Source organism: Acidovorax sp. GW835-FHT14G06 (assembly GCF_058793595.1).
The window spans coordinates 275,408-297,672 of the sequence record NZ_JBXAGA010000002.1 but is presented as its reverse complement, the minus strand read 5'-3'; the positions used below and the strand labels follow the sequence as shown (position 1 = coordinate 297,672).

The 22,265-nt window shown below is 65.4% G+C and carries 21 protein-coding genes and 1 tRNA gene; 12 read left to right on the top strand and 10 right to left on the bottom strand.

Annotation, left to right across the window (positions count from 1 at the left end; translation table 11 throughout):
- Positions 1-195: 195 nt before the first annotated feature.
- Positions 196-1,113 (bottom strand): LysR family transcriptional regulator, encoded by a 918-nt coding sequence (locus AC1Q64_RS03925; protein ID WP_291435364.1) that lies wholly within the window; start codon positions 1,111-1,113, stop codon positions 196-198.
- A 118-nt stretch (positions 1,114-1,231) separates the two neighbouring features.
- Here AC1Q64_RS03925 and AC1Q64_RS03920 point away from each other — a divergent pair, with 118 nt between their 5' ends.
- Positions 1,232-2,149 carry a DMT family transporter gene (locus AC1Q64_RS03920; RefSeq protein ID WP_492250533.1) on the top strand — a complete coding sequence of 306 codons (918 nt, stop codon included), beginning with the start codon at positions 1,232-1,234 and terminating at the stop codon, positions 2,147-2,149.
- Between the two features lie 82 nt (positions 2,150-2,231).
- On the opposite strand, the gene lgt is transcribed toward AC1Q64_RS03920, so the two are convergent.
- Complete coding sequence (lgt, locus tag AC1Q64_RS03915) at positions 2,232-3,059, bottom strand: prolipoprotein diacylglyceryl transferase (protein ID WP_492250532.1); 828 nt, start codon at positions 3,057-3,059, stop codon at positions 2,232-2,234.
- 274 nt (positions 3,060-3,333) lie between these two features.
- The gene (ilvD, locus tag AC1Q64_RS03910; RefSeq protein ID WP_291437673.1) at positions 3,334-5,193 is read right to left on the bottom strand and encodes a dihydroxy-acid dehydratase; all 1,860 of its coding nucleotides are present in this window, start codon (positions 5,191-5,193) and stop codon (positions 3,334-3,336) included.
- 246 nt (positions 5,194-5,439) lie between these two features.
- Here ilvD (AC1Q64_RS03910) and ilvD (AC1Q64_RS03905) point away from each other — a divergent pair, with 246 nt between their 5' ends.
- Positions 5,440-7,143, top strand: coding sequence for a dihydroxy-acid dehydratase (gene ilvD / locus AC1Q64_RS03905; RefSeq protein WP_291437675.1), 1,704 nt, complete (start codon positions 5,440-5,442; stop codon positions 7,141-7,143).
- Positions 7,144-7,325: 182 nt separating this feature from the next.
- On the opposite strand, the gene AC1Q64_RS03900 is transcribed toward ilvD (AC1Q64_RS03905), so the two are convergent.
- The gene (locus tag AC1Q64_RS03900; RefSeq protein ID WP_291437677.1) at positions 7,326-7,568 is read right to left on the bottom strand and encodes a TIGR04438 family Trp-rich protein; all 243 of its coding nucleotides are present in this window, start codon (positions 7,566-7,568) and stop codon (positions 7,326-7,328) included.
- 115 nt (positions 7,569-7,683) lie between these two features.
- Here AC1Q64_RS03900 and AC1Q64_RS03895 point away from each other — a divergent pair, with 115 nt between their 5' ends.
- Positions 7,684-7,989 (top strand): c-type cytochrome, encoded by a 306-nt coding sequence (locus AC1Q64_RS03895; protein ID WP_274112829.1) that lies wholly within the window; start codon positions 7,684-7,686, stop codon positions 7,987-7,989.
- 166 nt (positions 7,990-8,155) lie between these two features.
- On the opposite strand, the gene AC1Q64_RS03890 is transcribed toward AC1Q64_RS03895, so the two are convergent.
- Both AC1Q64_RS03890 and acs read right to left on the bottom strand, forming a co-directional pair.
- Positions 8,156-8,629 carry a LapA family protein gene (locus tag AC1Q64_RS03890; RefSeq protein ID WP_291437682.1) on the bottom strand — a complete coding sequence of 158 codons (474 nt, stop codon included), beginning with the start codon at positions 8,627-8,629 and terminating at the stop codon, positions 8,156-8,158.
- Positions 8,630-8,802: 173 nt separating this feature from the next.
- Complete coding sequence (gene acs / locus AC1Q64_RS03885) at positions 8,803-10,797, bottom strand: acetate--CoA ligase (RefSeq protein ID WP_291437684.1); 1,995 nt, start codon at positions 10,795-10,797, stop codon at positions 8,803-8,805.
- 213 nt (positions 10,798-11,010) lie between these two features.
- Between acs and AC1Q64_RS03880 the strand changes: the two genes are divergently transcribed.
- The 5 genes from AC1Q64_RS03880 to AC1Q64_RS03860 all read left to right on the top strand — a co-directional run bounded on the left by AC1Q64_RS03880 (position 11,011) and on the right by AC1Q64_RS03860 (position 15,380).
- A complete protein-coding gene (locus AC1Q64_RS03880; RefSeq protein WP_192421571.1) occupies positions 11,011-11,610 on the top strand; it encodes a TIGR00645 family protein in 600 nt (199 codons plus the stop codon).
- Between the two features lie 214 nt (positions 11,611-11,824).
- Positions 11,825-12,712, top strand: a complete 888-nt coding sequence (locus AC1Q64_RS03875) for a dioxygenase family protein (RefSeq protein ID WP_492250531.1) — start codon at positions 11,825-11,827, stop codon at positions 12,710-12,712.
- Between the two features lie 53 nt (positions 12,713-12,765).
- A complete protein-coding gene (locus AC1Q64_RS03870) occupies positions 12,766-13,044 on the top strand; it encodes a hypothetical protein (RefSeq protein ID WP_492250530.1) in 279 nt (92 codons plus the stop codon).
- 6 nt (positions 13,045-13,050) lie between these two features.
- The gene (locus AC1Q64_RS03865; RefSeq protein ID WP_492250529.1) at positions 13,051-14,673 is read left to right on the top strand and encodes an ATP-binding protein; all 1,623 of its coding nucleotides are present in this window, start codon (positions 13,051-13,053) and stop codon (positions 14,671-14,673) included.
- The gene (locus tag AC1Q64_RS03860) at positions 14,670-15,380 is read left to right on the top strand and encodes a response regulator (protein WP_492250528.1); all 711 of its coding nucleotides are present in this window, start codon (positions 14,670-14,672) and stop codon (positions 15,378-15,380) included. The genes AC1Q64_RS03865 and AC1Q64_RS03860 overlap by 4 nt, the downstream gene beginning before the upstream one ends.
- 136 nt (positions 15,381-15,516) lie before the next feature.
- Here the strand turns inward: AC1Q64_RS03860 and fumC are convergent, their stop codons facing one another.
- Complete coding sequence (gene fumC / locus AC1Q64_RS03855) at positions 15,517-16,926, bottom strand: class II fumarate hydratase (protein WP_099732164.1); 1,410 nt, start codon at positions 16,924-16,926, stop codon at positions 15,517-15,519.
- Positions 16,927-17,096: 170 nt separating this feature from the next.
- Here fumC and AC1Q64_RS03850 point away from each other — a divergent pair, with 170 nt between their 5' ends.
- The 3 genes from AC1Q64_RS03850 to murI all read left to right on the top strand — a co-directional run bounded on the left by AC1Q64_RS03850 (position 17,097) and on the right by murI (position 20,603).
- On the top strand, positions 17,097-18,665 hold the full coding sequence (locus AC1Q64_RS03850) for a fumarate hydratase (RefSeq protein ID WP_056064470.1): 1,569 nt from the start codon (positions 17,097-17,099) through the stop codon (positions 18,663-18,665).
- Positions 18,666-18,835: 170 nt separating this feature from the next.
- Positions 18,836-19,549 (top strand): DUF6882 domain-containing protein, encoded by a 714-nt coding sequence (locus tag AC1Q64_RS03845; RefSeq protein ID WP_492250527.1) that lies wholly within the window; start codon positions 18,836-18,838, stop codon positions 19,547-19,549.
- A gap of 163 nt (positions 19,550-19,712) precedes the next feature.
- Positions 19,713-20,603, top strand: a complete 891-nt coding sequence (gene murI / locus AC1Q64_RS03840) for a glutamate racemase (RefSeq protein WP_492250679.1) — start codon at positions 19,713-19,715, stop codon at positions 20,601-20,603.
- Positions 20,604-20,690: 87 nt separating this feature from the next.
- On the opposite strand, the gene AC1Q64_RS03835 is transcribed toward murI, so the two are convergent.
- From AC1Q64_RS03835 to AC1Q64_RS03825, 3 genes are all read right to left on the bottom strand, one after another.
- Positions 20,691-21,215: a M48 metallopeptidase family protein gene (locus AC1Q64_RS03835; protein ID WP_291437700.1), complete on the bottom strand. Its 525-nt coding sequence runs from the start codon at positions 21,213-21,215 to the stop codon at positions 20,691-20,693.
- Positions 21,216-21,367: 152 nt separating this feature from the next.
- Positions 21,368-22,000, bottom strand: a complete 633-nt coding sequence (locus AC1Q64_RS03830) for a DUF6806 family protein (RefSeq protein ID WP_291437702.1) — start codon at positions 21,998-22,000, stop codon at positions 21,368-21,370.
- Positions 22,001-22,013: 13 nt separating this feature from the next.
- Positions 22,014-22,106 (bottom strand) — tRNA-Leu (locus AC1Q64_RS03825).
- On the opposite strand from AC1Q64_RS03825, the gene AC1Q64_RS03820 reads away from it, so the two are divergent.
- The coding region (locus tag AC1Q64_RS03820; protein ID WP_492250526.1) for a hypothetical protein at positions 22,081-22,265 on the top strand (185 nt) is incomplete at its 3' end. The genes AC1Q64_RS03825 and AC1Q64_RS03820 overlap by 26 nt on opposite strands.

Here is a 22,265-nt window from a genome sequence, read left to right as displayed (position 1 = left end):
TTGGTTACACAAAAGACGGCGGCTGCGGTGGTTGCGCAACGCTGCGTGCCAAATAGCAGCAAGGGCGGCGAACTTTGCTGCTGACCCCAAGGAGCCGTCGTTGGGTGATCAGCCCCGGGCCAGATCAGCTGCCGAGGGTGCAACACCCGCCGCGCCCACCGCAAGGTCGCCCTGCCCTCACGCCCCTCCCCCGCTTCACTCCACGCCCGCAAAACCTTCCACCAGGTGGTCGATCCACACCCGCAGCTTGGCCGGCAGAAACCGGTGGGACGGGTACAGCACCCAGGCCGTGCCCCCGTACGAGGTCTTGTGCTCCCAGTCGGGCAGCACGGTCACCAGGTCACCCCGCGCCAACGCAGCGCGCGCGGTAAAGCCCGGCAGGCTGGCAATGCCCAGGTGGCTCAGCGCGGCCTCCAGCCGCACCTCGCTGTGGTTGGCCACATAGCGCCCGCGCACAGCCACTGTGGCGGATTCGCCTGCGCGCTCGAAGCGCCAGTGCCGGTCGCGCTCGTCCTCTCCCAGGGTGATGCAGGCGTGGTGCTCCAGGTCGCGCGGGTGCTGGGGGTGGCCCCGCTCAGCCAGGTAATGCGGGCTGGCGCAGGCCAGGTGGCGCAGGGTCGCCAGTGGCCGCCCGGCCAGGCCCGGGGGTGGCGTGTCGGTCACGCGCAGGGCCAGGTCGATGGGCTCCTCGAACAGGTCCACCGTGCGGTCGGTGATGAGCAGTTGCACATCGACCTCGGGGTATTTCTGCAAAAACGGCAGCACCAGGGGGTGAACGAGTTGGCGCCCCACCGCCTTGGCCATGCTCATGCGCACCATGCCCGATGGCGCGGCAGAGTGGGTGTCGCTCAGCGCCCACACCTCGCGCGCGGCAGACACCATGTCCTGGCAGCGGCTGTAGACCGCCGTGCCCGCATCGGTCAGCCGCAGCTTGCGGGTGGTGCGCTCCAGCAGGCGCACGCGCAGCGCCCCTTCCAGCCGAGCCACCTGACGGCTGACCGCCGACGGGGTGATGCCCAGCTGCCGCGCGGCTGCAGAGAAGCTGCCCGCATCCACTACACGCGCAAACACCGCCATGTCGGGGAGGCTGTCCAGGGGTTGATTGATGCGCATGAGGAACAAGTGCAGTTCTTTCGCAGCGATTATCAATGCATGGACGCAAATTGATAATTTCCCCAGCCCATCGCCGCCACGTGCGGTGCCCCACTGCCTCCACCCCAGTCTGCGTCCCATGTCACACACCCTGCCCCTGTCCGCCCCTTCCATGCTGGCCCCGCGCCTTTCTGACCTGGCCTTGCTGCTGGTCGCCGTGGTGTGGGGCACCAGCTATGGCGTGGCTAAGGGGGCCCTGGTGTTCTACCCGGTTCTGGGCTTTTTGGCCGTGCGCTTCATCCTGACCTTTGCCGTGCTGCTCCCGGCCCTGCTGCGCGCCACTGCGCCCGAGCGGCGCGATGCGTTGGTGGCCGGCCTGCCGCTGGGTGGGCTGATGCTGGGCATTTTTCTGTGCGAGACCTTTGGCCTCGCGCTCACACAGGCCAGCAATGCAGCGTTTTTGATCAGCCTGTGCGTGGTGTTCACACCGTTTGCCGAGTGGTGGCTGCTGCGCCAGCGGCCCGAGCGTGCGATGTTTGGTTTTGCCGCCGTCTCGCTGCTCGGCGCAGCCCTGCTCAGCGGGGGGTACAACGGCCAGTGGGGTTGGGGCGACGCCCTGATGCTGGCGGCCGCCGTGCTGCGCGCGATCACCGTGTGCCAGACCACGCGGCTCACCCGTCGCCGCAATGCGCCGGTGCTGGCCCTCACGGCGGTGCAGTCGGGCGTGATTGGGGTGGGCTGCCTGTTGCTGGCGCTGGCTTTGCCGGGCAAGCTGCCTCCACTGCCGTCGCTCACCCAAGCCAGCGCCTTCTGGTGGGCCTGCGCCTACCTGGTGGCAGGCTGCACCGTGTTTGCGTTTGTGGCCCAAAACTGGGCACTGCGCCACAGCTCGCCCACGCGGGTGGGCTTGCTGACCAGCAGCGAGCCCGCCTTTGGCGCACTGTTTGCAGTGTTCTGGCTGGGCGAGCAGCTCAGCGTCACGGGCTGGGTGGGCGGTGCACTCATCGTGGGGGCCGCCCTGTGGACGATGGCGCGGCGGGGTGATGCGCGGCATTGACCGCCTGCTTACCCGCCACTCGCCCCAATCACTACCAATTTGATAGCTGCTCGGGCATGAAACACCGGCGCTATCGCCCGTTTTACCTTGAAACCAACGCCCCCACCGGCTGCCGCTGCGCCCACAGCCACATCGCTGCGCCACCAACGACCATGGGCACACACAGCCACTGACCCATGCTCATGCCCAGCGACAGGATGCCCAGGAAGGCATCGGGCTCGCGGAAGTATTCGGCAATGAAGCGGAACACACCGTAGCCGAACAGGAATGCGGCCGCCACCTGGCCGGGGCGACGCTCCTTGCGCGCATACAGCCACAGCAGGATGAACAGCAGCAGCCCTTCCATCAGGAACTGGTAGACCTGCGAAGGATGGCGCGGCTGCATGGAGCCGCTGTGCGCAAACACCATGCCCCAGGGCAGATCGGGACTAGCAAAGCGGCCCCACAACTCGCCGTTGATGAAGTTGCCCACACGCCCGGCCGCGAGACCCGTGGGCACGCAGGGCGCCACAAAGTCGGCCACCTGCAGCCAGGGGCGTTGGCGCGAATGGGCGAACCACAGCATGGAAACTACCACGCCCAGCAGCCCGCCATGGAAGGCCATGCCGCCCTGCCACACGGCAAAAATCTCCAACGGGTGGCTCAGGTAGTAACCCGGCTTGTAGAAAAGGCAGTAGCCCAGCCGCCCGCCAATGACCACGCCCGCCACCCCCAGGAAGAGGATGTCTTCCACATCCTTGCGCGTCCATGCGCCGGGCCCGGTGATGGAGGCAAACGGCTCGTGCCGCAGGCGCCGGATGCCCAGCAGCATGAACAGGCCAAAGGCCGCGAGATAGGTCAGGCCATACCAGTGCACAGCCAGCGGGCCGATCTGCAAGGCAACGGGATCGATGTGGGGATAGGTCAACATGGTGGCGGGTATTGTGCCCGCGCCAGGGATGGCCCTGACGCGCGGAGCGCCATGCAGTGATCGCCGGTCAACATGGCAACCGCCCACCGGCCACCCGCCCACCAGCGCAACCCGTTGCAGCCGCCAACGAAGTGTTTGAAGGGCAAAAAGCCGTTCAAGCGCTAGTCGATCATGCACTGGCAGCTATCAAAAGTGAAGCAAAAACAAAAAAGCCGCACCGTCAAGACGCGGCTTCCGGGTAGCAGCAGGGCGCCTTGCCCTGCGCAGCTGCCCCTCAGTCTTCCAGCAGCGACAAATCGCGCACGGCGCCCTTGTCGGCCGACATCACCAGCTTGGCATAAGCCTTGAGCGCGGCCGACACCTTGCGTGGGCGTGGCTGGGCAGGCTTCCAGCCCTTGGCGTTCTGGGCTTCGCGGCGCTTGGCCAGTTCTTCATCGCTCACCAACACATTGATCGTGCGGTTGGGAATGTCGATGCGGATGCGGTCACCGTTTTGCACCAGTCCGATGGCGCCGCCCGCAGCGGCTTCCGGCGAGCAGTGACCGATCGACAGGCCCGAAGTGCCACCCGAGAAGCGCCCATCCGTCAGCAGCGCGCAGGCCTTGCCCAGGCCCTTGGACTTGATGTAGCTCGTGGGGTAGAGCATCTCCTGCATGCCGGGGCCGCCCTTGGGGCCCTCATAGCGCACGATGACCACGTCACCGGCCTTGACCTTGTCGGCCAGGATGTTGGCCACGGCCTCGTCCTGCGACTCGGTGACATGGGCCGTGCCCTCAAACACCAGAATGCTTTCGTCCACACCGGCCGACTTGACCACGCAGCCGTCCACTGCAATGTTGCCGGTCAGCACGGCCAGGCCGCCCTCTTTGCTGAAGGCGTGGTCGTACGAGCGGATGCAGCCCTCGGCGCGGTCCAGGTCCAGACTGGGCCAGCGGGTGTTCTGGCTGAACGCCACCTGGGTGGGGATACCTGCGGGGCCTGCCATGTAGAAGGTGCGCACGGCGTCGTCCTGCGTGCGCACGATGTCCCACTGGTCCAGCGCATCTTTGAGCGTGGCGGTGTGCACCGTGGGCACGTCGGTGTGCAGCTTGCCGGCACGGTCCAGCTCGCCCAGGATGGCCATGATGCCGCCTGCACGGTGCACGTCTTCGATGTGGTACTTGTTGGTATTGGGCGCCACCTTGCACAGCTGCGGCACGACACGCGAGAGGCGGTCGATGTCGGCCATGGTGAACGGGATCTCTGCCTCGCTCGCAATCGCCAGCAGGTGCAGGATGGTGTTGGTGGAGCCGCCCATGGCGATGTCCAGCGTCATGGCGTTTTCAAACGCCTTGAAGCCCACCGAGCGGGGCAGCACGCGTTCGTCGTCCTGCTCGTAGTACTGCTTGGCCAGATCCACGATGCGGCGGCCTGCGCGCTTGAACAGTTGCTCGCGGTCGGCGTGGGTGGCCACCACCGTGCCGTTGCCAGGCAGCGACAGGCCCAGCGCCTCGGTCAGGCAGTTCATGGAGTTGGCGGTGAACATGCCCGAGCACGAACCGCAGGTGGGGCAGGCCGAACGCTCGACCTCGGCCACATCGGCGTCGGAGTAGTTGGTGTCGGCGGCAATCACCATGGCGTCCACCAGGTCGAGCTTCTTGAACTCCATGACCTTGGTGACCGGGTTGGCCAGGCGGGTCTTGCCAGCTTCCATCGGGCCGCCCGAAACGAAGATCACCGGGATGTTCAGGCGCATGGCGGCCATCAGCATGCCGGGGGTGATCTTGTCGCAGTTGGAAATGCAGACCATGGCATCGGCGCAGTGCGCGTTGACCATGTACTCGACCGAGTCGGCAATGATGTCGCGGCTGGGCAGCGAATACAGCATGCCGTCGTGGCCCATGGCAATGCCGTCGTCCACGGCAATGGTGTTGAACTCCTTGGCCACGCCGCCAGCGGCTTCGATCTCGCGGGCCACCAACTGGCCCAGGTCCTTCAGGTGCACGTGGCCGGGCACGAACTGGGTGAACGAATTGACCACCGCGATGATCGGCTTGCTGAAGTCATCGTCTTTCATGCCGGTGGCGCGCCACAGGGAGCGAGCGCCTGCCATGTTGCGACCGGCGGTAGAGGTTTTGGAACGGTAGATGGGCATCGTGCTGGCTTCTGAAAAATCGCTGGAAGGGAAGCGGGCCGGACTCATAAAGGCCCCTCGCGCGCCCGTGCAGACAACCTCTTGAGCCGTGCCGGGGGCAAACCTGTCAATTATCGCCCAGCCCCACAGGCCCGCCCGGGGCGGTGGCGTTGGGGATTGCGGGGGCAGCCCCCACGCGCTGCAACGGCGCTGGCAGAATGATCCATTCCGCTCCAGCCCCCAACCCCGAGATCAGGACGCCCCACGATGACCGACTCCAGCAAGCCCTCCGCCCCCATCAATCGCCGCAGCGCCAACATCACCCAGGGCAAGTCGCGCGCACCCAACCGCTCCATGTACTACGCCATGGGCTACGAGGAAGGTGACTTCGTCAAACCCATGGTCGGCGTGGCCAACGGCCACAGCACCATCACCCCTTGCAACAGCGGCCTGCAGAAGCTGGCCGACGCGGCCATCGCGGGCATTGAGGAAGCCGGTGGCAACGCCCAGGTATTCGGTACCCCCACCATCAGCGACGGCATGGCCATGGGCACCGAAGGCATGAAGTACAGCCTGGTGAGCCGCGAGGTCATCAGCGACTGCATCGAGACCTGCGTGGGCGGCCAGTGGATGGATGGCGTACTGGTGGTGGGCGGCTGCGACAAGAACATGCCCGGCGGCCTGATGGGCATGCTGCGCGCCAACGTGCCCGCCATCTATGTCTATGGCGGCACCATTCTGCCCGGCCACTACCAGGGCAAGGACCTGAACATCGTGAGCGTGTTCGAGGCCGTGGGCGAGAACGCCGCCGGCAAGCTGAGCGACTTCGACCTCAAGGAAATCGAGAAGCGCGCCATCCCTGGCACCGGCTCGTGCGGCGGCATGTACACCGCCAACACCATGAGCAGCGCGTTCGAGGCCCTGGGCATCAGCCTGCCGTATTCGTCCACCATGGCCAACCCGCACGACGAAAAGATGAACTCGGCCAAGGAATCGGCCAAGGTGCTGATCGAGGCCATCAAGAAGGACATCAAGCCGCGCGACATCGTGACCAAGAAGTCCATCGAGAACGCTGTGGCCGTGATCATGGCCACCGGCGGCTCGACCAACGCGGTGCTGCACTTCCTGGCGATTGCCCATGCGGCAGGCGTGGAGTGGAGCATCGACGACTTCGAGCGCGTGCGCGTGAAGACCCCTGTGTTGTGTGACTTGAAGCCCAGCGGCAAGTATCTGGCGGTGGACCTGCACCGCGCAGGCGGCATCCCGCAGGTCATGAAGATCTTGCTGAACGCAGGCCTGCTGCACGGTGACTGCCTCACCATCGAAGGCAAGACGATTGCCGAAGTGCTCAAGGACGTGCCGGACCAGCCGCGCGCCGACCAGGACGTGATCCGCCCCATCGACAAGCCTATGTACGCCCAGGGCCATCTGGCCATCCTGAAGGGCAACCTGAGCCCCGAAGGCGCCGTGGCCAAGATCACGGGCCTGAAGAACCCGGTCATCACCGGACCGGCCCGCGTGTTTGACGACGAACAATCGGCGCTGGAAGCCATCCTGGCCGGCAAGATCAAGGCAGGGGACGTGATGGTGCTGCGCTACCTGGGCCCCAAGGGCGGCCCCGGCATGCCAGAGATGCTGGCGCCCACCGGCGCGCTCATCGGCGCCGGGCTGGGCGAGAGCGTGGGCCTGATCACCGACGGCCGCTTCTCCGGCGGCACCTGGGGCATGGTGGTGGGCCACGTGGCGCCCGAAGCGGCAGCTGGTGGCACCATCGCTTTCGTGAACGAGGGCGACAGCATCACCATCGATGCGCGCCAGCTGCTGCTGGAGCTGAACGTGCCTGACGATGAAATCGCCAAACGCCGCGCAGCCTGGAAAGCACCTGCGCCTCGCTACACCCGCGGTGTACAGGCCAAGTTTGCGTTCAATGCATCGAGCGCCAGCAAGGGAGCGGTGCTGGACGCCTATTGATCACGGCACAGCACGGGCCGAAGGCGAGAAGGCCGCTCGAGCGGCCTTCTCGTACCAGCCTCTGCACACACAAAAAAAGCCCGCAGCACAACGTGTGCTGCGGGCTTTTTTGGGAAATAGCACGAGCCGGAAGTCCCCGCCAAAACACCAAAGCGCGCTGCCGGGCGAGGCCAGCGCCCGCTTCAACGCGGCTTGCGCGGGCGAATGCCCAAGGCTTCTTTATGCTTGTTGATACGGTCCTTCTTACGCTGGTCCATCTTTTCCATGGCCTTGCGCTTGGTGTAGCCGGTGGAATCGGCCCAGGCCCACCACAGCGCTGTGGCCCCGAAGGGCGCCAACACCCACCACCACGACCATGTGGCCACGGGGCCGATCTCGAAATACTTCAGTGCCAGCATGAGAAGGGACAGACCCAGCAGATACATCGCTCTCTCCAAATATTGCCGCGAAAAGCGGGATTGACCAGGGACAACTGCATGTCAACCCAAGTCACTACAATCGCATTAAAAGCACTGTAACTCAACCACAGGAATTCCCACCATGAAGCGTTCCCTGATCACTCTCGCCTTGACGCTGTCGGTTGCGGCACCCGCCATGGCTGACCTGGCCTTGGCCACCTCCAAGAACTGCATGGCTTGCCATGCGGTGGACAAGAAACTGGTGGGGCCTGCCTACAAGGAAGTCGCAGCCAAATATGCTGGCCAGAAGGACGCCGTGGACAAGCTGGCTGCCAAGATCATCAAGGGCGGCTCTGGCGTGTGGGGCCCTGTGCCTATGCCCGCCAATGCGCAGGTGAACGACGCCGAAGCCAAGAAGCTGGCAGCCTGGGTGCTGACGCAAAAGTAATTTGCTGCCCCTGTGGTGGCCCGGGGTCCTACCACTCCGGCCCGCTCAGCACAAAAAGCCGCGCACGATCAGTGACGCGGCTTTTTTTGTGGTCGCGGACAACGACCGTGACCCCTGAGTGCGCAGACGGTACCTGCGCCTGTAAGGACCAGCGCCCATTGGCGCCCTACACGATGGGGGTCACCAATGAATTGCGGGAGCGCAGCTGTTGCTCCAGCTGGCCCACATAGGCTGCCGTTGTGTTGTCTGACTCATCGGCCCGGGTAGCAAGGCGGGCTTCCAGATGGTCCAGCCGCGCCAGAACGGCCGCATGGGCCTGACTGTGCTGGGTCTCCATGAAAGTACGCAGCTCCGTGAAGCGGGACGCCTCAGCCTTGTCAGCCAGCTCGCGCTGTGCCTGCATCTCTTTGGTGTGGCGGCGGGTTTCGAGCAGTACTGAGCCCTGCAGCGACAACACGTAGGCCACGAAGAAGATGCCCAACAAGGCGGTAAGCGCCAGCATGAGCAGCCCGAGCGGCGCTTCAAATGACACCACCCCCAGCGATACCAGGGAAGGGGCGGCCAGCGCGGGCCAGTTCAATGCGGCGAGTGTGGCAATGACCAGCACGGTCAGAAGAAGAACGATGGAACGCAAGTGCATGGGAAATCTCCGGTCAGCGGTGCCCGGCCAAGATGACCGGTCACGCAGTGCTGCCGTTGTAACGCATACACAGGCGATCACTCGCTGCGCGGGAGTGATTGGAGATCACGTCCTACAACCCCGCTGCGGGCTCATCGCGTGAGCAAGCCCCATGCGGATGGGGCCTTCCACGATCAGTTCGTCTGGGACAATTGATCCAGGATTGCCGGATTCTCCAGTGTCGACGTGTCCTGCGTGATGGCCTCGCCCTTGGCAATGCTGCGCAGCAGGCGGCGCATGATCTTGCCGCTGCGGGTCTTGGGCAGGTTGTCGCCAAAGCGGATGTCCTTGGGCTTGGCAATCGGCCCGATTTCCTTGGCCACCCAGTTGCGCAGCTCGTTGGCGATCTGCTTGGCTTCTTCGCCCGTGGGGCGCGAACGCTTGAGCACCACAAACGCGCAGATGGCCTCGCCGGTCACGTCGTCAGGGCGGCCCACCACGGCGGCTTCGGCCACCAGGTCGGTCTTGGACACCAAGGCCGATTCGATCTCCATCGTGCCCATGCGGTGGCCCGACACGTTCAGCACGTCGTCGATGCGGCCGGTGATGCGGAAGTAGCCCCGGTCGGCACTGCGCACCGCACCGTCGCCTGCCAGGTAGTAGCCCTTGAGTTCTTCGGGGAAGTAGCTCTTCTTGAAACGCTCGGGGTCGTTCCAGATGGTGCGGATCATGCTGGGCCAGGGGCGCTTGATGACCAGGATGCCACCGGCGCCGTTGGGTACGTCGTTGCCCATTTCGTCCACGATAGCGGCGGTGATGCCCGGCAAAGGCAACGTGCAGCTTCCGGGAACCAGCGGCGTGGCGCCAGGCAGCGGGGTGATGACATGGCCGCCCGTTTCGGTCTGCCAGAAGGTGTCCACGATGGGGCAGCGCTCTCCGCCCACGTTCTTGTGGTACCACATCCAGGCTTCGGGGTTGATGGGCTCGCCCACGCTGCCCAGGATGCGCAGGCTCGACAGGTCAGAGCGCGCGGGGTGGACCGCCTCGTCAGCTTCGGCCGCCTTGATGAGCGAGCGAATGGCCGTGGGGGCGGTGTAGAAAATGGTGCACTTGTGGCGCTCGATCATTTGCCAGAAGCGGCCCGCGTTCGGGAAGGTGGGAATGCCTTCAAAAATGATCTGCGTGGCGCCTGCCGCCAGCGGGCCGTAGGCCACATAGGTGTGGCCTGTGATCCAGCCGATGTCGGCCGTGCACCAGAACACATCGTCCGCACGCAGGTCAAACGTCCAGTCCATGGTCATCTTGGCCCACAGAAGGTAGCCGCCGGTGCTGTGCTGCACGCCCTTGGGCTTGCCGGTGGAGCCGCTGGTGTAGAGGATGAACAGCGGGTGCTCAGCCCCCACAGCCACGGGGGCGCATTCGGTGCTTTGTCCCGCCAGTGCTTCGGCAAAGGTCTTGTCGCGCCCGGCCACCATGTTGCAGGCCGTGGCTGTGCGCTGATAGACAAACACATTGCGGATGGTGTCGCAGCCGCCCATGGCCAGGGCTTCATCGATGATGGACTTGAGCGGCAGCTCCTTGCCGCCACGCATCTGGTAGTTGGCAGTGATGACGGCCACGGCACCGGCATCGATGATGCGCTCGTGCACGGCCTTGGCACTGAAGCCGCCGAACACCACGCTGTGCGTGGCACCAATGCGGGCGCAGGCCTGCATGGCGATCACGCCCTCGATGGTCATGGGCATGTAGATCAGCACGCGGTCGCCCTTGGCCACGCCGTGGGCCTTGAGCGCATTGGCAAACTGGCTCACTCGGGCCAGCAGTTCCTTGTAGGTGATCTTGGTGACGGTACCATCGTCCGCTTCAAAGATGATGGCCGTCTTGTTCTCGGTAGCAGTGCCAATGTGGCGATCGAGGCAGTTGGCCGATGCGTTGAGTTCGCCATCGGCAAACCACTGGAAGAACGGCGCGTTGGACTCGTCCAGCGTGCGGGTGAAAGGCTTGGTCCACTGCAGGTTGCCCTGCGCCTGACGCGCCCAGAAGCCCTCAAAGTCCTTCTCGGCCTCGGCACACAGTGCTTCATACCCGGCCATGCCGGACACGCGCGCGGCTTTGACGATGGCGTCCGACGGCGGGAACACACGGTTCTCAACCAGCACGGACTCGATGGCGGATGTGGGCGCACTCATGGTGTTGTCTCCTGGATCTAATGAGAATTGGAATTGGGCGGTACTGTCGGGCGCGGCACTTACAGGCCACTGACTGGCGCGAAGCTTACAGAGTACGCCATCGCGGCCCGCCTGTCGCAAACGGCCCCAGCACAGGCTGCGCGGACCCACCTGCCATCGCAGGGACATGATGGCCCCCTAAAATCGCGCCTCCTGCAACCCTTTGCGAGTGCCATGTCCTCTCCCCAACACAAGCCCCCAGCGCCGCTGCGCCCCCTGCCTTCGATGATCTTCGCCAGCCGGTGGCTGCAACTGCCGCTGTACCTGGGCCTGATCCTGGCGCAGGCGGTGTACGTGTTCCATTTCTGGGTGGAGCTGGTGCACCTGATCGAAGCCGCCTTCGGCAACACGGCGGCCCTGCAGAGCCTGGTGTCCAGCATTGGCTACAAGAGTGATTTCCAGGTCACCGCGCTCAACGAGACCATCATCATGCTGGTGGTGCTGGCGCTGATCGACGTGGTGATGATCTCCAACCTGCTGATCATGGTGATCGTGGGCGGCTACGAGACCTTTGTCTCGCGCCTGCACCTCGAAGACCACCCCGACCAGCCCGAGTGGCTGAGCCATGTGAACGCCTCGGTGCTCAAGGTCAAGCTGGCCACCGCCATCATCGGCATCAGCTCCATCCACCTGCTCAAGACCTTCATCAACGCCGCCAACTACGACCTCAAGGTGCTGATGTGGCAGACTATCATCCATGTGGTGTTCCTGCTCAGCGCCCTGGCGATTGCGCTGACCGACCGGCTGATGTCGCACTCGTCCGACAAGCACTGAGCACTGCGCTGGCTCCTGGGCCCCCAGCACCGCTGCGGGAGCCCCGGGCTCCAACAATTCAGTCAAAAAATGCCGGTAGCGCCGGCTGCATATGTACCGGCAGCTATCAAATTCGAAGTAAACACACCGTCAGCACACGGCGCCAGGGGCGCTCCCAGATTTCTCCTCAATCGGTAGGCACAGTGCGGTGCAGACCCATCCGAAGGAGAAATTCATGCCCCCTCTGTCCCCAACCACCGCTACCGCATCGGCACCCGCCGAGACCGCTGCCACCTCCAAAAACACGGCCACCAGCCGCCGCCTGGCACTCAGTGCCCTGGGCTCCCTGGGCGTCGCCACCCTGTGGGGCTGCGGCGGCGGCAGTGACAGCACCGACTCTGGCAGCGGCACGGACTCCGGGTCTGGCACCGGCAGCGGTACCGGATCGGGCACTGGCACCGGAACAGGCACAACCACCACCTGCTCCGTCGTCCCCGAAGAGACTGCAGGGCCCTACCCTGCCGACGGCTCCACGGCCAGCAACAACACCTACAACGTGCTCGCGCTCAGCGGCATCGTGCGCTCGGACATCCGCAGTTCAGTGGGTTCGTCCACCCAGGTCAGCGGCGTGCCGCTGTCCATAACCATCACGCTGACCAACACCAGCGCCAGCTGCGCGGCGCTGTCGGGCTACGCCATCTACCTGTGGCACTGCACGCAAGACGGCAACTACTCGGTCTACACCTCCAACAACATCGCCGACAACTACCTGCGCGGCGTGCAGGCCACGGACGCCAACGGCACCGTGACCTTCACCACCATCGTTCCGGGCTGCTATGCGGGCCGCATGCCGCACATGCACCTGGAGATCTACCCCACGCTGGCATCGGCCACCAAGGCCGCCAACAAGATCAAGACCACGCAACTGGCCTTCCCCACCGCACTACTCAGCAGCATCTACAGCAGCAATTCGGGCTACAGCGCCAGCGTGCGCAACCTGGCCTCCATGTCATTTGCCACGGACAACATCTTCAGCGATGGCACCACGCTGGAGATGACCACCATGCAGGCCAACACCGGCGGCGGCTACTCGGCCAGCATCACGATCTCGATCGCGGTCTGAGCCCCTCGTTTCTTCCATTCACCCTGTTGTTTCGATCACCAGAAAGACGCCCGATGTGCAAGATCCACACCCTTTTGGCCGCACTGGCCCTGGCATCCATCGCCGCAGCGTTCCCCAGCCACGCCCAGCCATCCCGCGGCACACCGCCCGCCCCGCCACCCGAGGCATACGCCGCCTGCAAGGGCAAGACCGAAGGCGCCTCCGTCACGCTGACCATGCCGGACGGCAAAAGCCTGGCGGGCACTTGCCGCACAATGGACGGCACCCTGGTGGCCATGCCCGCTGGCGGGCCTGGTGGCCCCGGCGCAGGTGGCCCGCCCCCCGCCCGCTGACCCACCATGCCGCCCCTGCGCTCCCTCGTCTCCGTGCCCCATCTGACGCTGCACCGCAAAGCCTTCATCGCCCTGGCCGCCCTGCTGCTGGCGTTGTTGCTGATCTTTGTGGGGTTCTCGCGCCTGGGCCTGCAGCGGGGCCTGGGGCCGTATGTGGCCGAGATCGAGCTGACCCGCATGGACTGGCTGGCCGAGCGCCTGCAGGCCCACCACACCCAGGCAGGCGGCTGGGACAGCCTGCGGGGGCAGTCGTCCCTGTGGGGACGGCTGACCCACCCGGGCGGCGGTCCACGCGGGCCGGGTGGCGCCCGCCCCCCCAGCGGTTCGCCGCCCGGCCTCCCGTCGGAGCCACCTGGCACGGCCGCCCCCCCTCCTTCCAATGCCAGTGACAGTGGCCGTGGCGCTGACCTTGGCAACAGCCCGCCCCCACCGCCACCCGGCGACCTGCGGCCCCTGGACCGGGGCCCAGCGCCACCCCAGCGCCACCCGGATGACATCTACCCCCGCCTGGGCCTGCTCGATGCACAAGATCAGCTGGTCGCAGGCACACCGCCCCAGCCGGGGGGCGCACGCCTGGCGTTGCGTGGCGCCGGTGGCCAGACCATCGGGCACCTGGTGCTGGCACCCCCGCAGGGCGTGCGCAGCGAGGCCGACCAGGCCTTTCTGGCCCAGCACCTGGGCTTTGTGGCGTGGACGGGCCTGGTCGGCCTGGCCCTGGCGCTGGTCCTGTCGGGCTGGCTCGCACGGCGCTGGCTGGCCCCGGTCGAGGCCCTGGCCACTGGCGCACGCGGCATTGCGCAGGGCCACCTGCACACCCGCGTGCCCGTGCACGGCAATGACGAGCTGGCCCAGCTGGCCCGCACCTTCAACACCATGGCCGAACAACTGGGCAGCATCGAAGCCAGCCGCCGCCAATGGCTGGGCGACGTGGCCCACGAGCTGCGCACGCCCCTGGCCGCCATGCGCGCCGAGATCGAGGCCGTGCAGGATGGCATCCGCCCCTTTGACGACAAGACCGCGCTGCGCCTGCACCGGCAGGTGATGCGCCTGATCCAGCTGGTGGGCGACCTGCGCGCCAGCCTGGATGCGGTGGGCACCAGCGCACCCTCGGCCCAGGTGCCCGTGCACCCGCTGTCGCTGCTGGCCGAGGCGCTGGCCTCCATGCGCCCGCGCTTGGCGCAGGCGGGCATCGATGTGGACACCAGCGGCCTGAACGCCCTGGCCGCACAAGGCGCCGCCCAGCCGGCCCCCCTGGTGCGCGGCGACGCGCAGCAGCTGCACCAGGTGTTTTTGAACCTGCTGGAAAACAGCCTGCGCTACACCGACGCGGGCGGCCTGCTGCGCATTGCGGCGCGCCTGCTGCCACCGGCCGATGGAGCCCCCCAGCTGCAGGTGCAGCTGGACGACAGCGCGCCCGGCGTGCCCGCGCACGAGCTGCCCCGTATCTTTGAGCGCCTGTACCGCGCTGAAACCTCGCGCAACCGCGACCACGGCGGATCAGGCCTGGGCCTGGCGATCTGCCGCGCCATCGTGCTCGCCCACGGCGGCACGCTGATGGCCGAGGCATCGCCCCTGGGCGGGCTGCGCATCACACTGAACTTGCCCCTTCTGGACAACCCGGCACCATGAGCCCACGCATCCTTGTCGTCGAAGACGAACCCGACATCGCCGCCATCGTGGTGGACTACCTGCGCCACGCGGGCTATGCGGTGGAGCACCAGGCCGAGGGCCGCGCCGCGCTGGCGAGCATGCTCACCACGCCGCCCGACCTCACGCTGCTGGACATCATGCTGCCCGGCATCGACGGACTGGAGATATTGCGCCAGGCGCGGCGCCACACGCAGCACCCCATCATCATGCTTACCGCCAGGGTGGAAGAGGTGGACCGCCTCATCGGGCTGGAGCTGGGCGCGGACGACTACATCTGCAAGCCGTTTTCGCCGCGCGAGGTAGTGGCCCGTGTCAAGGCCGTGCTGCGCCGCACCGCTGCAGCGCAGGAGGCTTCCTCCGCCAGCACACCACTTGCCGCATTGATGCTGGACGAGTCGCACTGGCAGGCCACGCTGCATGGCACGCCGCTGGGCCTCACGCGGCGCGAGTTCAAATTGCTGCAGGTGCTGGCGCGCCAGAAGGGGCGCATCTTGTCGCGGGCCCAGCTGCTGGACCAGGCCTATGACGACACGCTGGATGTGAACGAACGCGCCATCGACAGCCACATCAAGAACCTGCGCAAAAAGCTCAAGGCCGCCAGCGCAGACGGCAGCGACTGGATCCGCTCGGTGTATGGCGTAGGTTTTGCGCTGGACCCAAACCATGAGGGCCCGCCAGTGGCCTGACGGGCAGGCTGCCAGCGACACACCCCTGGGGCCGATAACTATCAATTTAATAGCTACTCAGGCATGTAGCACTAGCGCTACCTGCGCATTTGGCTCAAAAACGCCACGGTACCCCCCCCCAAACAGCCCTGCAGACTCAGCGCCCCACCATCTGCGCAGGCACCACCCACTGGTCAAACTGCTCGCCCGTCACATGCCCCGAGGCCACGGCGGCGGCGCGCAGGCTGGTGCCCTCCTTGTGCGCCTTCTTGGCAATGAAGGCGGCCTTGTCGTAGCCGATATGGGGGTTGAGTGCCGTCACCAGCATCAGCGACTGCTCCACCAGGTCGTTGATGCGCGCCTGGTTGGGCTCGATGCCCACGGCGCAGTGCTCGTTGAAGCTGGCCATGCCATCGGCCAGCAAGCGCACGCTCTGCAAGAAGTTGTGGATCACCATCGGGCGGAACACGTTCAGCTCGAAGTTGCCCGAGGCCCCGCCGATGTTGATGGCCACGTCGTTGCCCAGCACCTGCGCGCACAGCATGGTCAGCGCCTCGCACTGCGTGGGGTTGACCTTGCCCGGCATGATGGACGAGCCCGGCTCGTTCTCGGGGATGGTGATCTCGCCCAGCCCGCTGCGCGGGCCGCTGGCCAGCCAGCGCACGTCGTTGGCAATCTTCATCAGGCTGGCCGCCAGGGTCTTGAGCGCGCCATGGGCATGCACCAGCGCATCACAACTGGCCAGGGCCTCGAACTTGTTGGGTGCGGTGACCAACGGCAGGCCGGTCAGGTCGGCCAGCTCCTTGGCCACGGCCTGCGCATAACCGGCGGGCGCATTGAGCCCCGTGCCCACCGCCGTGCCACCCAAGGCCAGCTCGCCCAAATGGGGCAGCGCGGCGCGCACATGCTGCTCGCCATGCTGCAGCTGCGCCACCCAGCCCGAGATCTCCTGGCCCAGCGTGAGGGGGGTGGCGTCTTGCAGGTGCGTGCGGCCGATCTTCACGATGCCGTCAAACGCCTTCGCCTTGGCCGCCAGCGTGGTGCGCAGGCCGTGCAGCGCGGGCAGCAGGCGGTGCATCAGCGCGTCCACCGCGGCCAGGTGCATGGCGGTGGGGAACACATCGTTGCTCGACTGGCTCTTGTTCACCTCGTCGTTGGGGTGCACCAGTCGCGCTTCGCCGCGCGGGCCACCCAGCAGCTCGCTCGCCCGGTTGGCCAGCACCTCGTTCATGTTCATGTTGGTCTGCGTGCCCGATCCGGTCTGCCACACAACCAGCGGAAACTCCTGCAGGTGACCGCCTTCGATCACCTCGTCTGCCGCCGCAACGATGGCCGTGGTCTTGGCCGCGTCGAGCAGGCCCAGCGCGTTGTTCACATAGGCGCTGGCCCGCTTGACCTGGGCCAGCGCCCGGATCAGCTCCGGCGCCATGCGCTCGCCAGAGATGGCGAAGTGGTGCAGCGAGCGCTGTGTCTGCGCCCCCCACAGGCGCTGGGCAGGCACATCGATGGGGCCGAAGGTGTCTTTTTCGGTGCGGTATGCGGTCGCGTCGGGGGTAGAGGTCTTCACGGTGGGGCCTTGCGCGCTCGGTGAGCGGATGGGAATGAATGAAACACCAGCCCGCAGCATACCCACCGAAGGCCATGGCGCGCTACCACCCCCCATCGCCCCTGACAGGCCCGCGCAAGCCCGCCGGGAGATAATTCGGGGTTCGCGTTTTCCCTAAAACCCCCACCGCCATGACCACGACGACCATTCGCCAAGAAGACCTGATCGAATCCATTGCCGGCGCACTGCAGTACATCAGCTACTACCACCCCACCGACTACATCGCCCACCTGGCCCGCGCCTACGAGCGCGAGAAGAGTCCGGCGGCCAAGGATGCGATCGCCCAGATCCTGACCAACAGCAAGATGAGCGCCACCGGCCAGCGCCCCATCTGCCAGGACACCGGCATCGTCAACGTGTTCCTGAAAGTGGGCATGGACGTGCGCTGGGAAGGCTTCACGGGCAGCCTGGACGACGCCATCAACGAAGGCGTGCGCCGTGGCTACAACCACCCCGACAACACGCTGCGCGCCTCGGTCGTGGCCGATCCGCAGTTCGCCCGCAAGAACACCAAGGACAACACCCCTGCCGTGATCTTCACCGAGATCGTGCCCGGCAACACCGTGGACATCACCGTGGCGGCCAAGGGCGGCGGCTCGGAGAACAAGTCCAAGATGTACATGCTCAACCCCGGCGACAACGTGGTGGACTGGGTGCTCAAGACCGTGCCCACCATGGGCGCTGGCTGGTGCCCGCCCGGCATGCTGGGCATCGGCATTGGCGGTACGGCCGAAAAGGCCGTGCTCATGGCCAAGGAAAGCCTGATGGACGACCTGGACATGTACGAACTGCAGGCCAAGGCCGAAGCCGCCAAGACCGGCGGCCCCGCGCTCGACAAGGTCGAAGAACTGCGCCTGGAGCTGTTTGAAAAGGTCAACGCGCTGGGCATTGGCGCGCAAGGCCTGGGTGGCCTGACCACGGTGCTGGACGTCAAGATCAAGATGTACCCCACACACGCGGCCAGCAAGCCGATTGCGATGATCCCCAACTGCGCCGCCACACGCCACGCGCACTTCGTCATGGACGGCTCGGGCCCCGTGTACCTCACGCCCCCCAGCCTGGACCTGTGGCCCAACGTGAACTGGGCGCCCGACTACAACAAGAGCAAGAAGGTCAACCTCGACACCCTGACCAAGGAAGAAGTGGCCAGCTGGAAGCCCGGCGACACGCTGCTGCTTAACGGCAAGATGCTGACCGGCCGCGATGCTGCGCACAAGCGCATCCAGGACATGCTGGCCAAGGGCGAGAAGCTGCCTGTGGACTTCACCAACCGCGTCATCTACTACGTGGGCCCTGTGGACCCCGTCAAAGGCGAAGCCGTGGGCCCTGCAGGTCCCACCACCGCCACGCGCATGGACGGCTTCACCGAGATGATGCTGGCCCAGACCGGCCTGATCGCCATGGTGGGCAAGGCCGAGCGCGGCCCGGTCGCCATCGAGGCCATCAAGAAGCACCAGAGCGCCTACCTGATGGCCGTGGGCGGCGCCGCCTACCTCGTCTCCAAGGCCATCAAGACCGCGAAGGTCGTGGGCTTTGAAGACCTGGGCATGGAAGCCATCTACGAATTCGACGTGGTGGACATGCCTGTGACCGTGGCCGTGGATGCCGGCGGCACCAGCGCCCACATCACGGGCCCGGCCGAATGGCAAAAGCGCATCGCCTCGGGCGAGTTCAAGGGCATCGGCGTAGCAGCGGCCTGATGCATGGGTTGGTGCTGAGCCTGCCCAGCGCCAACCGCCGCAAAGCGCAATGACACAAACCGCCTTCGGGCGGTTTTTTTGTGGCTGCTCTGCATCCATCGGAGCCCTCGGTTCGGCAAAAATACCCACCCAGATCACTCCACATCACGCCGGCATTTGCCGCACCCACCATGCTTTTGGACCATTGGTTTGCGCAGCCCCTGCGACATATACCGCGCGCCTTGCTGCTGGCAACCCTGATCGGCACCCTGCCCCTGTCCGCCAGCGCCAACCCGCCCATGGTCCCGCAGCGCGATGCGCAGACCGCCTTTGGCGGCACACTGCCTGCCCGCGATGCGGCCCTGCTGGACGCCAGCCTGACCTCGCACATAGAACGCCAGCGGCTGCTCAACAGCCAGCGCCTGGCTGGCAGCAGCTCTCGCACGCTGGACTTTTTTGCCAAGACCTTCACCGTGATCCGTGGCGGCAAGCGCACAGTGTTTGACGCCGAATTGCTGGGCACTTGGTGGCCCGAAGACCGGCGCTGGGAATGGACGGCCGTAGAGCGCACCTGGAACGACCCGGACCTGAAAGACCCGAAGCGCAAGTCGTTTGCCACCGGCAGCGCACAGACTCGCCTCTACGGGCGCGAGCACGGCATCGACATCCTGCAGGCTGACACTGCGCAATTGGCGAGCGAAGAGGCCGCGTGGTACTTGTGCGCGTTCGCAGCGCAACTCCACCAGGCCACCGGCGTGCTGGTGGGCATCAGCCGCGAGCAGGTCGCAGGCGGCAAAGACGGGCAAACGGCTGTGGTCAAACGCTACTACCTGCTGTCGCACCCGAAAGTCACAGAAGCGCCGGCGGCCGGTGATACTGGTAAGGCCAAAGCGCCCGCGCGCTGACCCATCCGTCCCACGTGCTCCATAGCGTCGCCGGTCACGGCGCAGCACCACACTTCATCGCGCAGCCCGCGCTTTCGCTCATTCCACAACAGAACGCAGCGCACACAGCCTGCCGCTGCGGTTTTCCTACAATCCAGCCTTTTGTCCAACCATGGGCTCCCTGATGCCGCTGGCCTCTTCTCCTATCGGTGTGTTTGACAGCGGCGTCGGCGGGCTGAGCGTGTTGCGTGCCCTGCTGGCTGCGATGCCCCACGAGCGCTTCGTGTACCTAGCCGACAGCGCCAACGCCCCCTACGGCGAGCGTGGCGACGCCTATGTGGCCGCCCGCACCCATGCCATCACCCAGTACCTGTGCGAGCAGCACCACATCAAGGCCCTGGTGGTGGCCTGCAACACGGCCACCGCGGCTGCCATTCATGAGGTGCGCAGCAGCCATCCGGAGTTGCCCCTGGTGGGCCTGGAGCCCGCCATCAAGCCCGCGCTGGCGGTGACCCGAACAGGGCATGTGGGTGTCATCGGCACCCGGGGCACGCTGACCAGTGCCAAGTTCGGCAAGCTCATGACCTCACTGGCCGATCAAGCCCATTTCGTGGTGCAGCCTTGCGATGGTCTGGCGCACGCCATTGAGCGCAGCGTGGCACTGCCAGTCACCGCCCCCGGCAGCCCCGTCGATGCCACGGAGACTGGGGCGCTGTGCGAACGTTATCTCCAGGCCATGGGTAGTTTTGGTACAGGCTCGGGGCAGATGGATACCCTGGTGCTGGGCTGCACCCACTACATCTTTGTGGCCCACGAGCTGCGGGCGATAGTGGGCCCCGACGTTCAGTTCATTGAAACTGGAGGACCCGTGGCGCGCCAGACGCGGCGGGTGCTGGAGGCCGCAGGCCTGCTCGCTGTGCCCGAGCCATCGGACCCGGGCGATCAACCGCCGCCCCTCAATGGCAACCCGTCGGTGCAACTGCTCACCACGGGCCCGGTGGCCATGCTGGAGGCAGCAGCCCAACGCTGGTTGGACCTGCCCCCCAGCCAGTGCCGGAGCGTTTCAGTTCCCTGATTCAGCCTCTATCTGCTTCTGGCGCATGATCCATATGCGCCAGCTGCTATCATTTATGAAGCAACTGGGCGTGACGGCTCTGAGTCTTCAGGACGCGCCGCTGCCCCATAGCCGGGTGCCCGCCTGCTCCACGTGGGTGAGGTACAGGCGCAGGTCGAACTCGTACTGGTGGTACTGCGGCTCCATGTGGGTGCAGAGCTGGTAGAAGGCTTTGTCGTGGTCCTTCTCGCGCAGGTGGGCCAGCTCGTGGACAACGATCATGCGCAGGAACTCTTCGGGCGCCTGCTTGAACATCGCGGCAATGCGAATCTCATGTTTGGCTGCCAGCCGGTTGCCCTGCACGCGCGACACTGCCGTGTGCAAACCCAGCGCGTGGCGCACCACATGGATCTTGTTGTCGAACAGCACCTTGTTGACCGTGCCCGCATTGCGCAGGTAGCGTGCCTTGAGCTCCAGCGCATAGTCGTAGAGCGCCCTGTCACTGCGCACGGCGTGCGCCTGCGGATACTTGCGCTGCAGCACTGCTCCGAGCTTTCCCTTTCCCAGCAGATCGCGCGCCTGGTCCTGCAACGAAGCGGGGTAAGAACGCAGATACGGAAGATCAGTGCTCATGGGCAATACGGCAGCGGCAGGCAGGACAAGGGGCGGTGCGACCGCAAAAGGGCATCGACGCGCTTGGAGAATTTGCCCAATGCCTGGGAGAGCTCTACGGGAGATGCGCAGCATGGCTTGCGCCAACACTCAGCGCAACACGCCCACGCAGATCAGTGCAAGTGGCGCGGACGACGCCCACCACCACCGCCGTGACCACCACCTGGGCCCCCAGGACCACGCGGGGGCTTGCCGATCTCCAGCGAGTTCACCAAGGCATCAAAACGCTGGCTGAACAGCTTGTCGATCTCAGCGACCACGCCGCCCAGCTCGGCGCCATCAAAGTGGCGCTCCATCATGTTCACCACGTCTTGCACCAGCAGATCACGCTGCACCTGCATGATGGCAGCGGGCGTGGGGCCCACGAAAAGCATCACAAAGTCATCGCGCGACTCGGTGCCCTGCTCTTCTTCGTCTTCATCAAAGTCGGTGTCGTAGAAAGTGACCTCGATCGCAGCCCCTTGCTCGGCCAGCTCATTGAGGCTCATGCACATCTCGTCGAGCGACTGGCGGAAATCCTCGTCACCACGCACCGTCCAGCACATCTGCAGCAAGTGTTCCTGCGCGTCGTACTTGATGCCGGGCTCTTCCTCATAGGCGCTGGCCGCGCCATCGGCCAGCGAGCGGGCTCCGGCATATTTCCACAGGGGTTTGAGCGCCTCTTGGAGCTGATCAAAACTGACATCAGCACGCAAGAGAACCTGTCCGTGGACGTGGATTTCGAAAGGAGCGTTGTAACTTGACATGATTGAATCGTAGTGGTGCCCCGAGCCGGGGTCGAACCGGCACGCCCCTTTTCAGGAAAGCGGCGGATTTTAAGTCCGCAGTGTCTACCAATTTCACCATCGGGGCGCCGGCTGCTGAGCGCATACCTGTGCGTTGCAGCGTAACCCGGGCAGCGCGTGCGCGCAATGCCCTGTCGCATCTCTGGTCGGGACCGCTGTTTGACAACAGCACGCTCCGAACCGCCAAGAAAAAAGGGAAGCCTAAGCTTCCCTTTTCAAATATGGA

What these genes read in the sequence shown, in the direction of transcription:
- AC1Q64_RS03925 (WP_291435364.1), bottom strand. Translation starts at nt 1,113, where the DNA reads ATGCGCATCAATCAACCCCTGGACAGCCTCCCCGACATGGCGGTGTTT.
- AC1Q64_RS03895 (WP_274112829.1), top strand. Translation starts at nt 7,684, where the DNA reads ATGAAGCGTTCCCTGATCACTCTCGCCTTGACGCTGTCGGTTGCGGCA.
- AC1Q64_RS03920 (WP_492250533.1), top strand. Translation starts at nt 1,232, where the DNA reads ATGTCACACACCCTGCCCCTGTCCGCCCCTTCCATGCTGGCCCCGCGC.
- ilvD (WP_291437675.1), top strand. Translation starts at nt 5,440, where the DNA reads ATGACCGACTCCAGCAAGCCCTCCGCCCCCATCAATCGCCGCAGCGCC.
- acs (WP_291437684.1), bottom strand. Translation starts at nt 10,797, where the DNA reads ATGAGTGCGCCCACATCCGCCATCGAGTCCGTGCTGGTTGAGAACCGT.
- ilvD (WP_291437673.1), bottom strand. Translation starts at nt 5,193, where the DNA reads ATGCCCATCTACCGTTCCAAAACCTCTACCGCCGGTCGCAACATGGCA.
- AC1Q64_RS03860 (WP_492250528.1), top strand. Translation starts at nt 14,670, where the DNA reads ATGAGCCCACGCATCCTTGTCGTCGAAGACGAACCCGACATCGCCGCC.
- AC1Q64_RS03875 (WP_492250531.1), top strand. Translation starts at nt 11,825, where the DNA reads ATGCCCCCTCTGTCCCCAACCACCGCTACCGCATCGGCACCCGCCGAG.
- AC1Q64_RS03865 (WP_492250529.1), top strand. Translation starts at nt 13,051, where the DNA reads ATGCCGCCCCTGCGCTCCCTCGTCTCCGTGCCCCATCTGACGCTGCAC.
- AC1Q64_RS03900 (WP_291437677.1), bottom strand. Translation starts at nt 7,568, where the DNA reads ATGTATCTGCTGGGTCTGTCCCTTCTCATGCTGGCACTGAAGTATTTC.
- AC1Q64_RS03830 (WP_291437702.1), bottom strand. Translation starts at nt 22,000, where the DNA reads ATGTCAAGTTACAACGCTCCTTTCGAAATCCACGTCCACGGACAGGTT.
- AC1Q64_RS03835 (WP_291437700.1), bottom strand. Translation starts at nt 21,215, where the DNA reads ATGAGCACTGATCTTCCGTATCTGCGTTCTTACCCCGCTTCGTTGCAG.
- AC1Q64_RS03850 (WP_056064470.1), top strand. Translation starts at nt 17,097, where the DNA reads ATGACCACGACGACCATTCGCCAAGAAGACCTGATCGAATCCATTGCC.
- AC1Q64_RS03880 (WP_192421571.1), top strand. Translation starts at nt 11,011, where the DNA reads ATGTCCTCTCCCCAACACAAGCCCCCAGCGCCGCTGCGCCCCCTGCCT.
- AC1Q64_RS03845 (WP_492250527.1), top strand. Translation starts at nt 18,836, where the DNA reads ATGCTTTTGGACCATTGGTTTGCGCAGCCCCTGCGACATATACCGCGC.
- murI (WP_492250679.1), top strand. Translation starts at nt 19,713, where the DNA reads ATGCCGCTGGCCTCTTCTCCTATCGGTGTGTTTGACAGCGGCGTCGGC.
- AC1Q64_RS03890 (WP_291437682.1), bottom strand. Translation starts at nt 8,629, where the DNA reads ATGCACTTGCGTTCCATCGTTCTTCTTCTGACCGTGCTGGTCATTGCC.
- AC1Q64_RS03870 (WP_492250530.1), top strand. Translation starts at nt 12,766, where the DNA reads ATGTGCAAGATCCACACCCTTTTGGCCGCACTGGCCCTGGCATCCATC.
- lgt (WP_492250532.1), bottom strand. Translation starts at nt 3,059, where the DNA reads ATGTTGACCTATCCCCACATCGATCCCGTTGCCTTGCAGATCGGCCCG.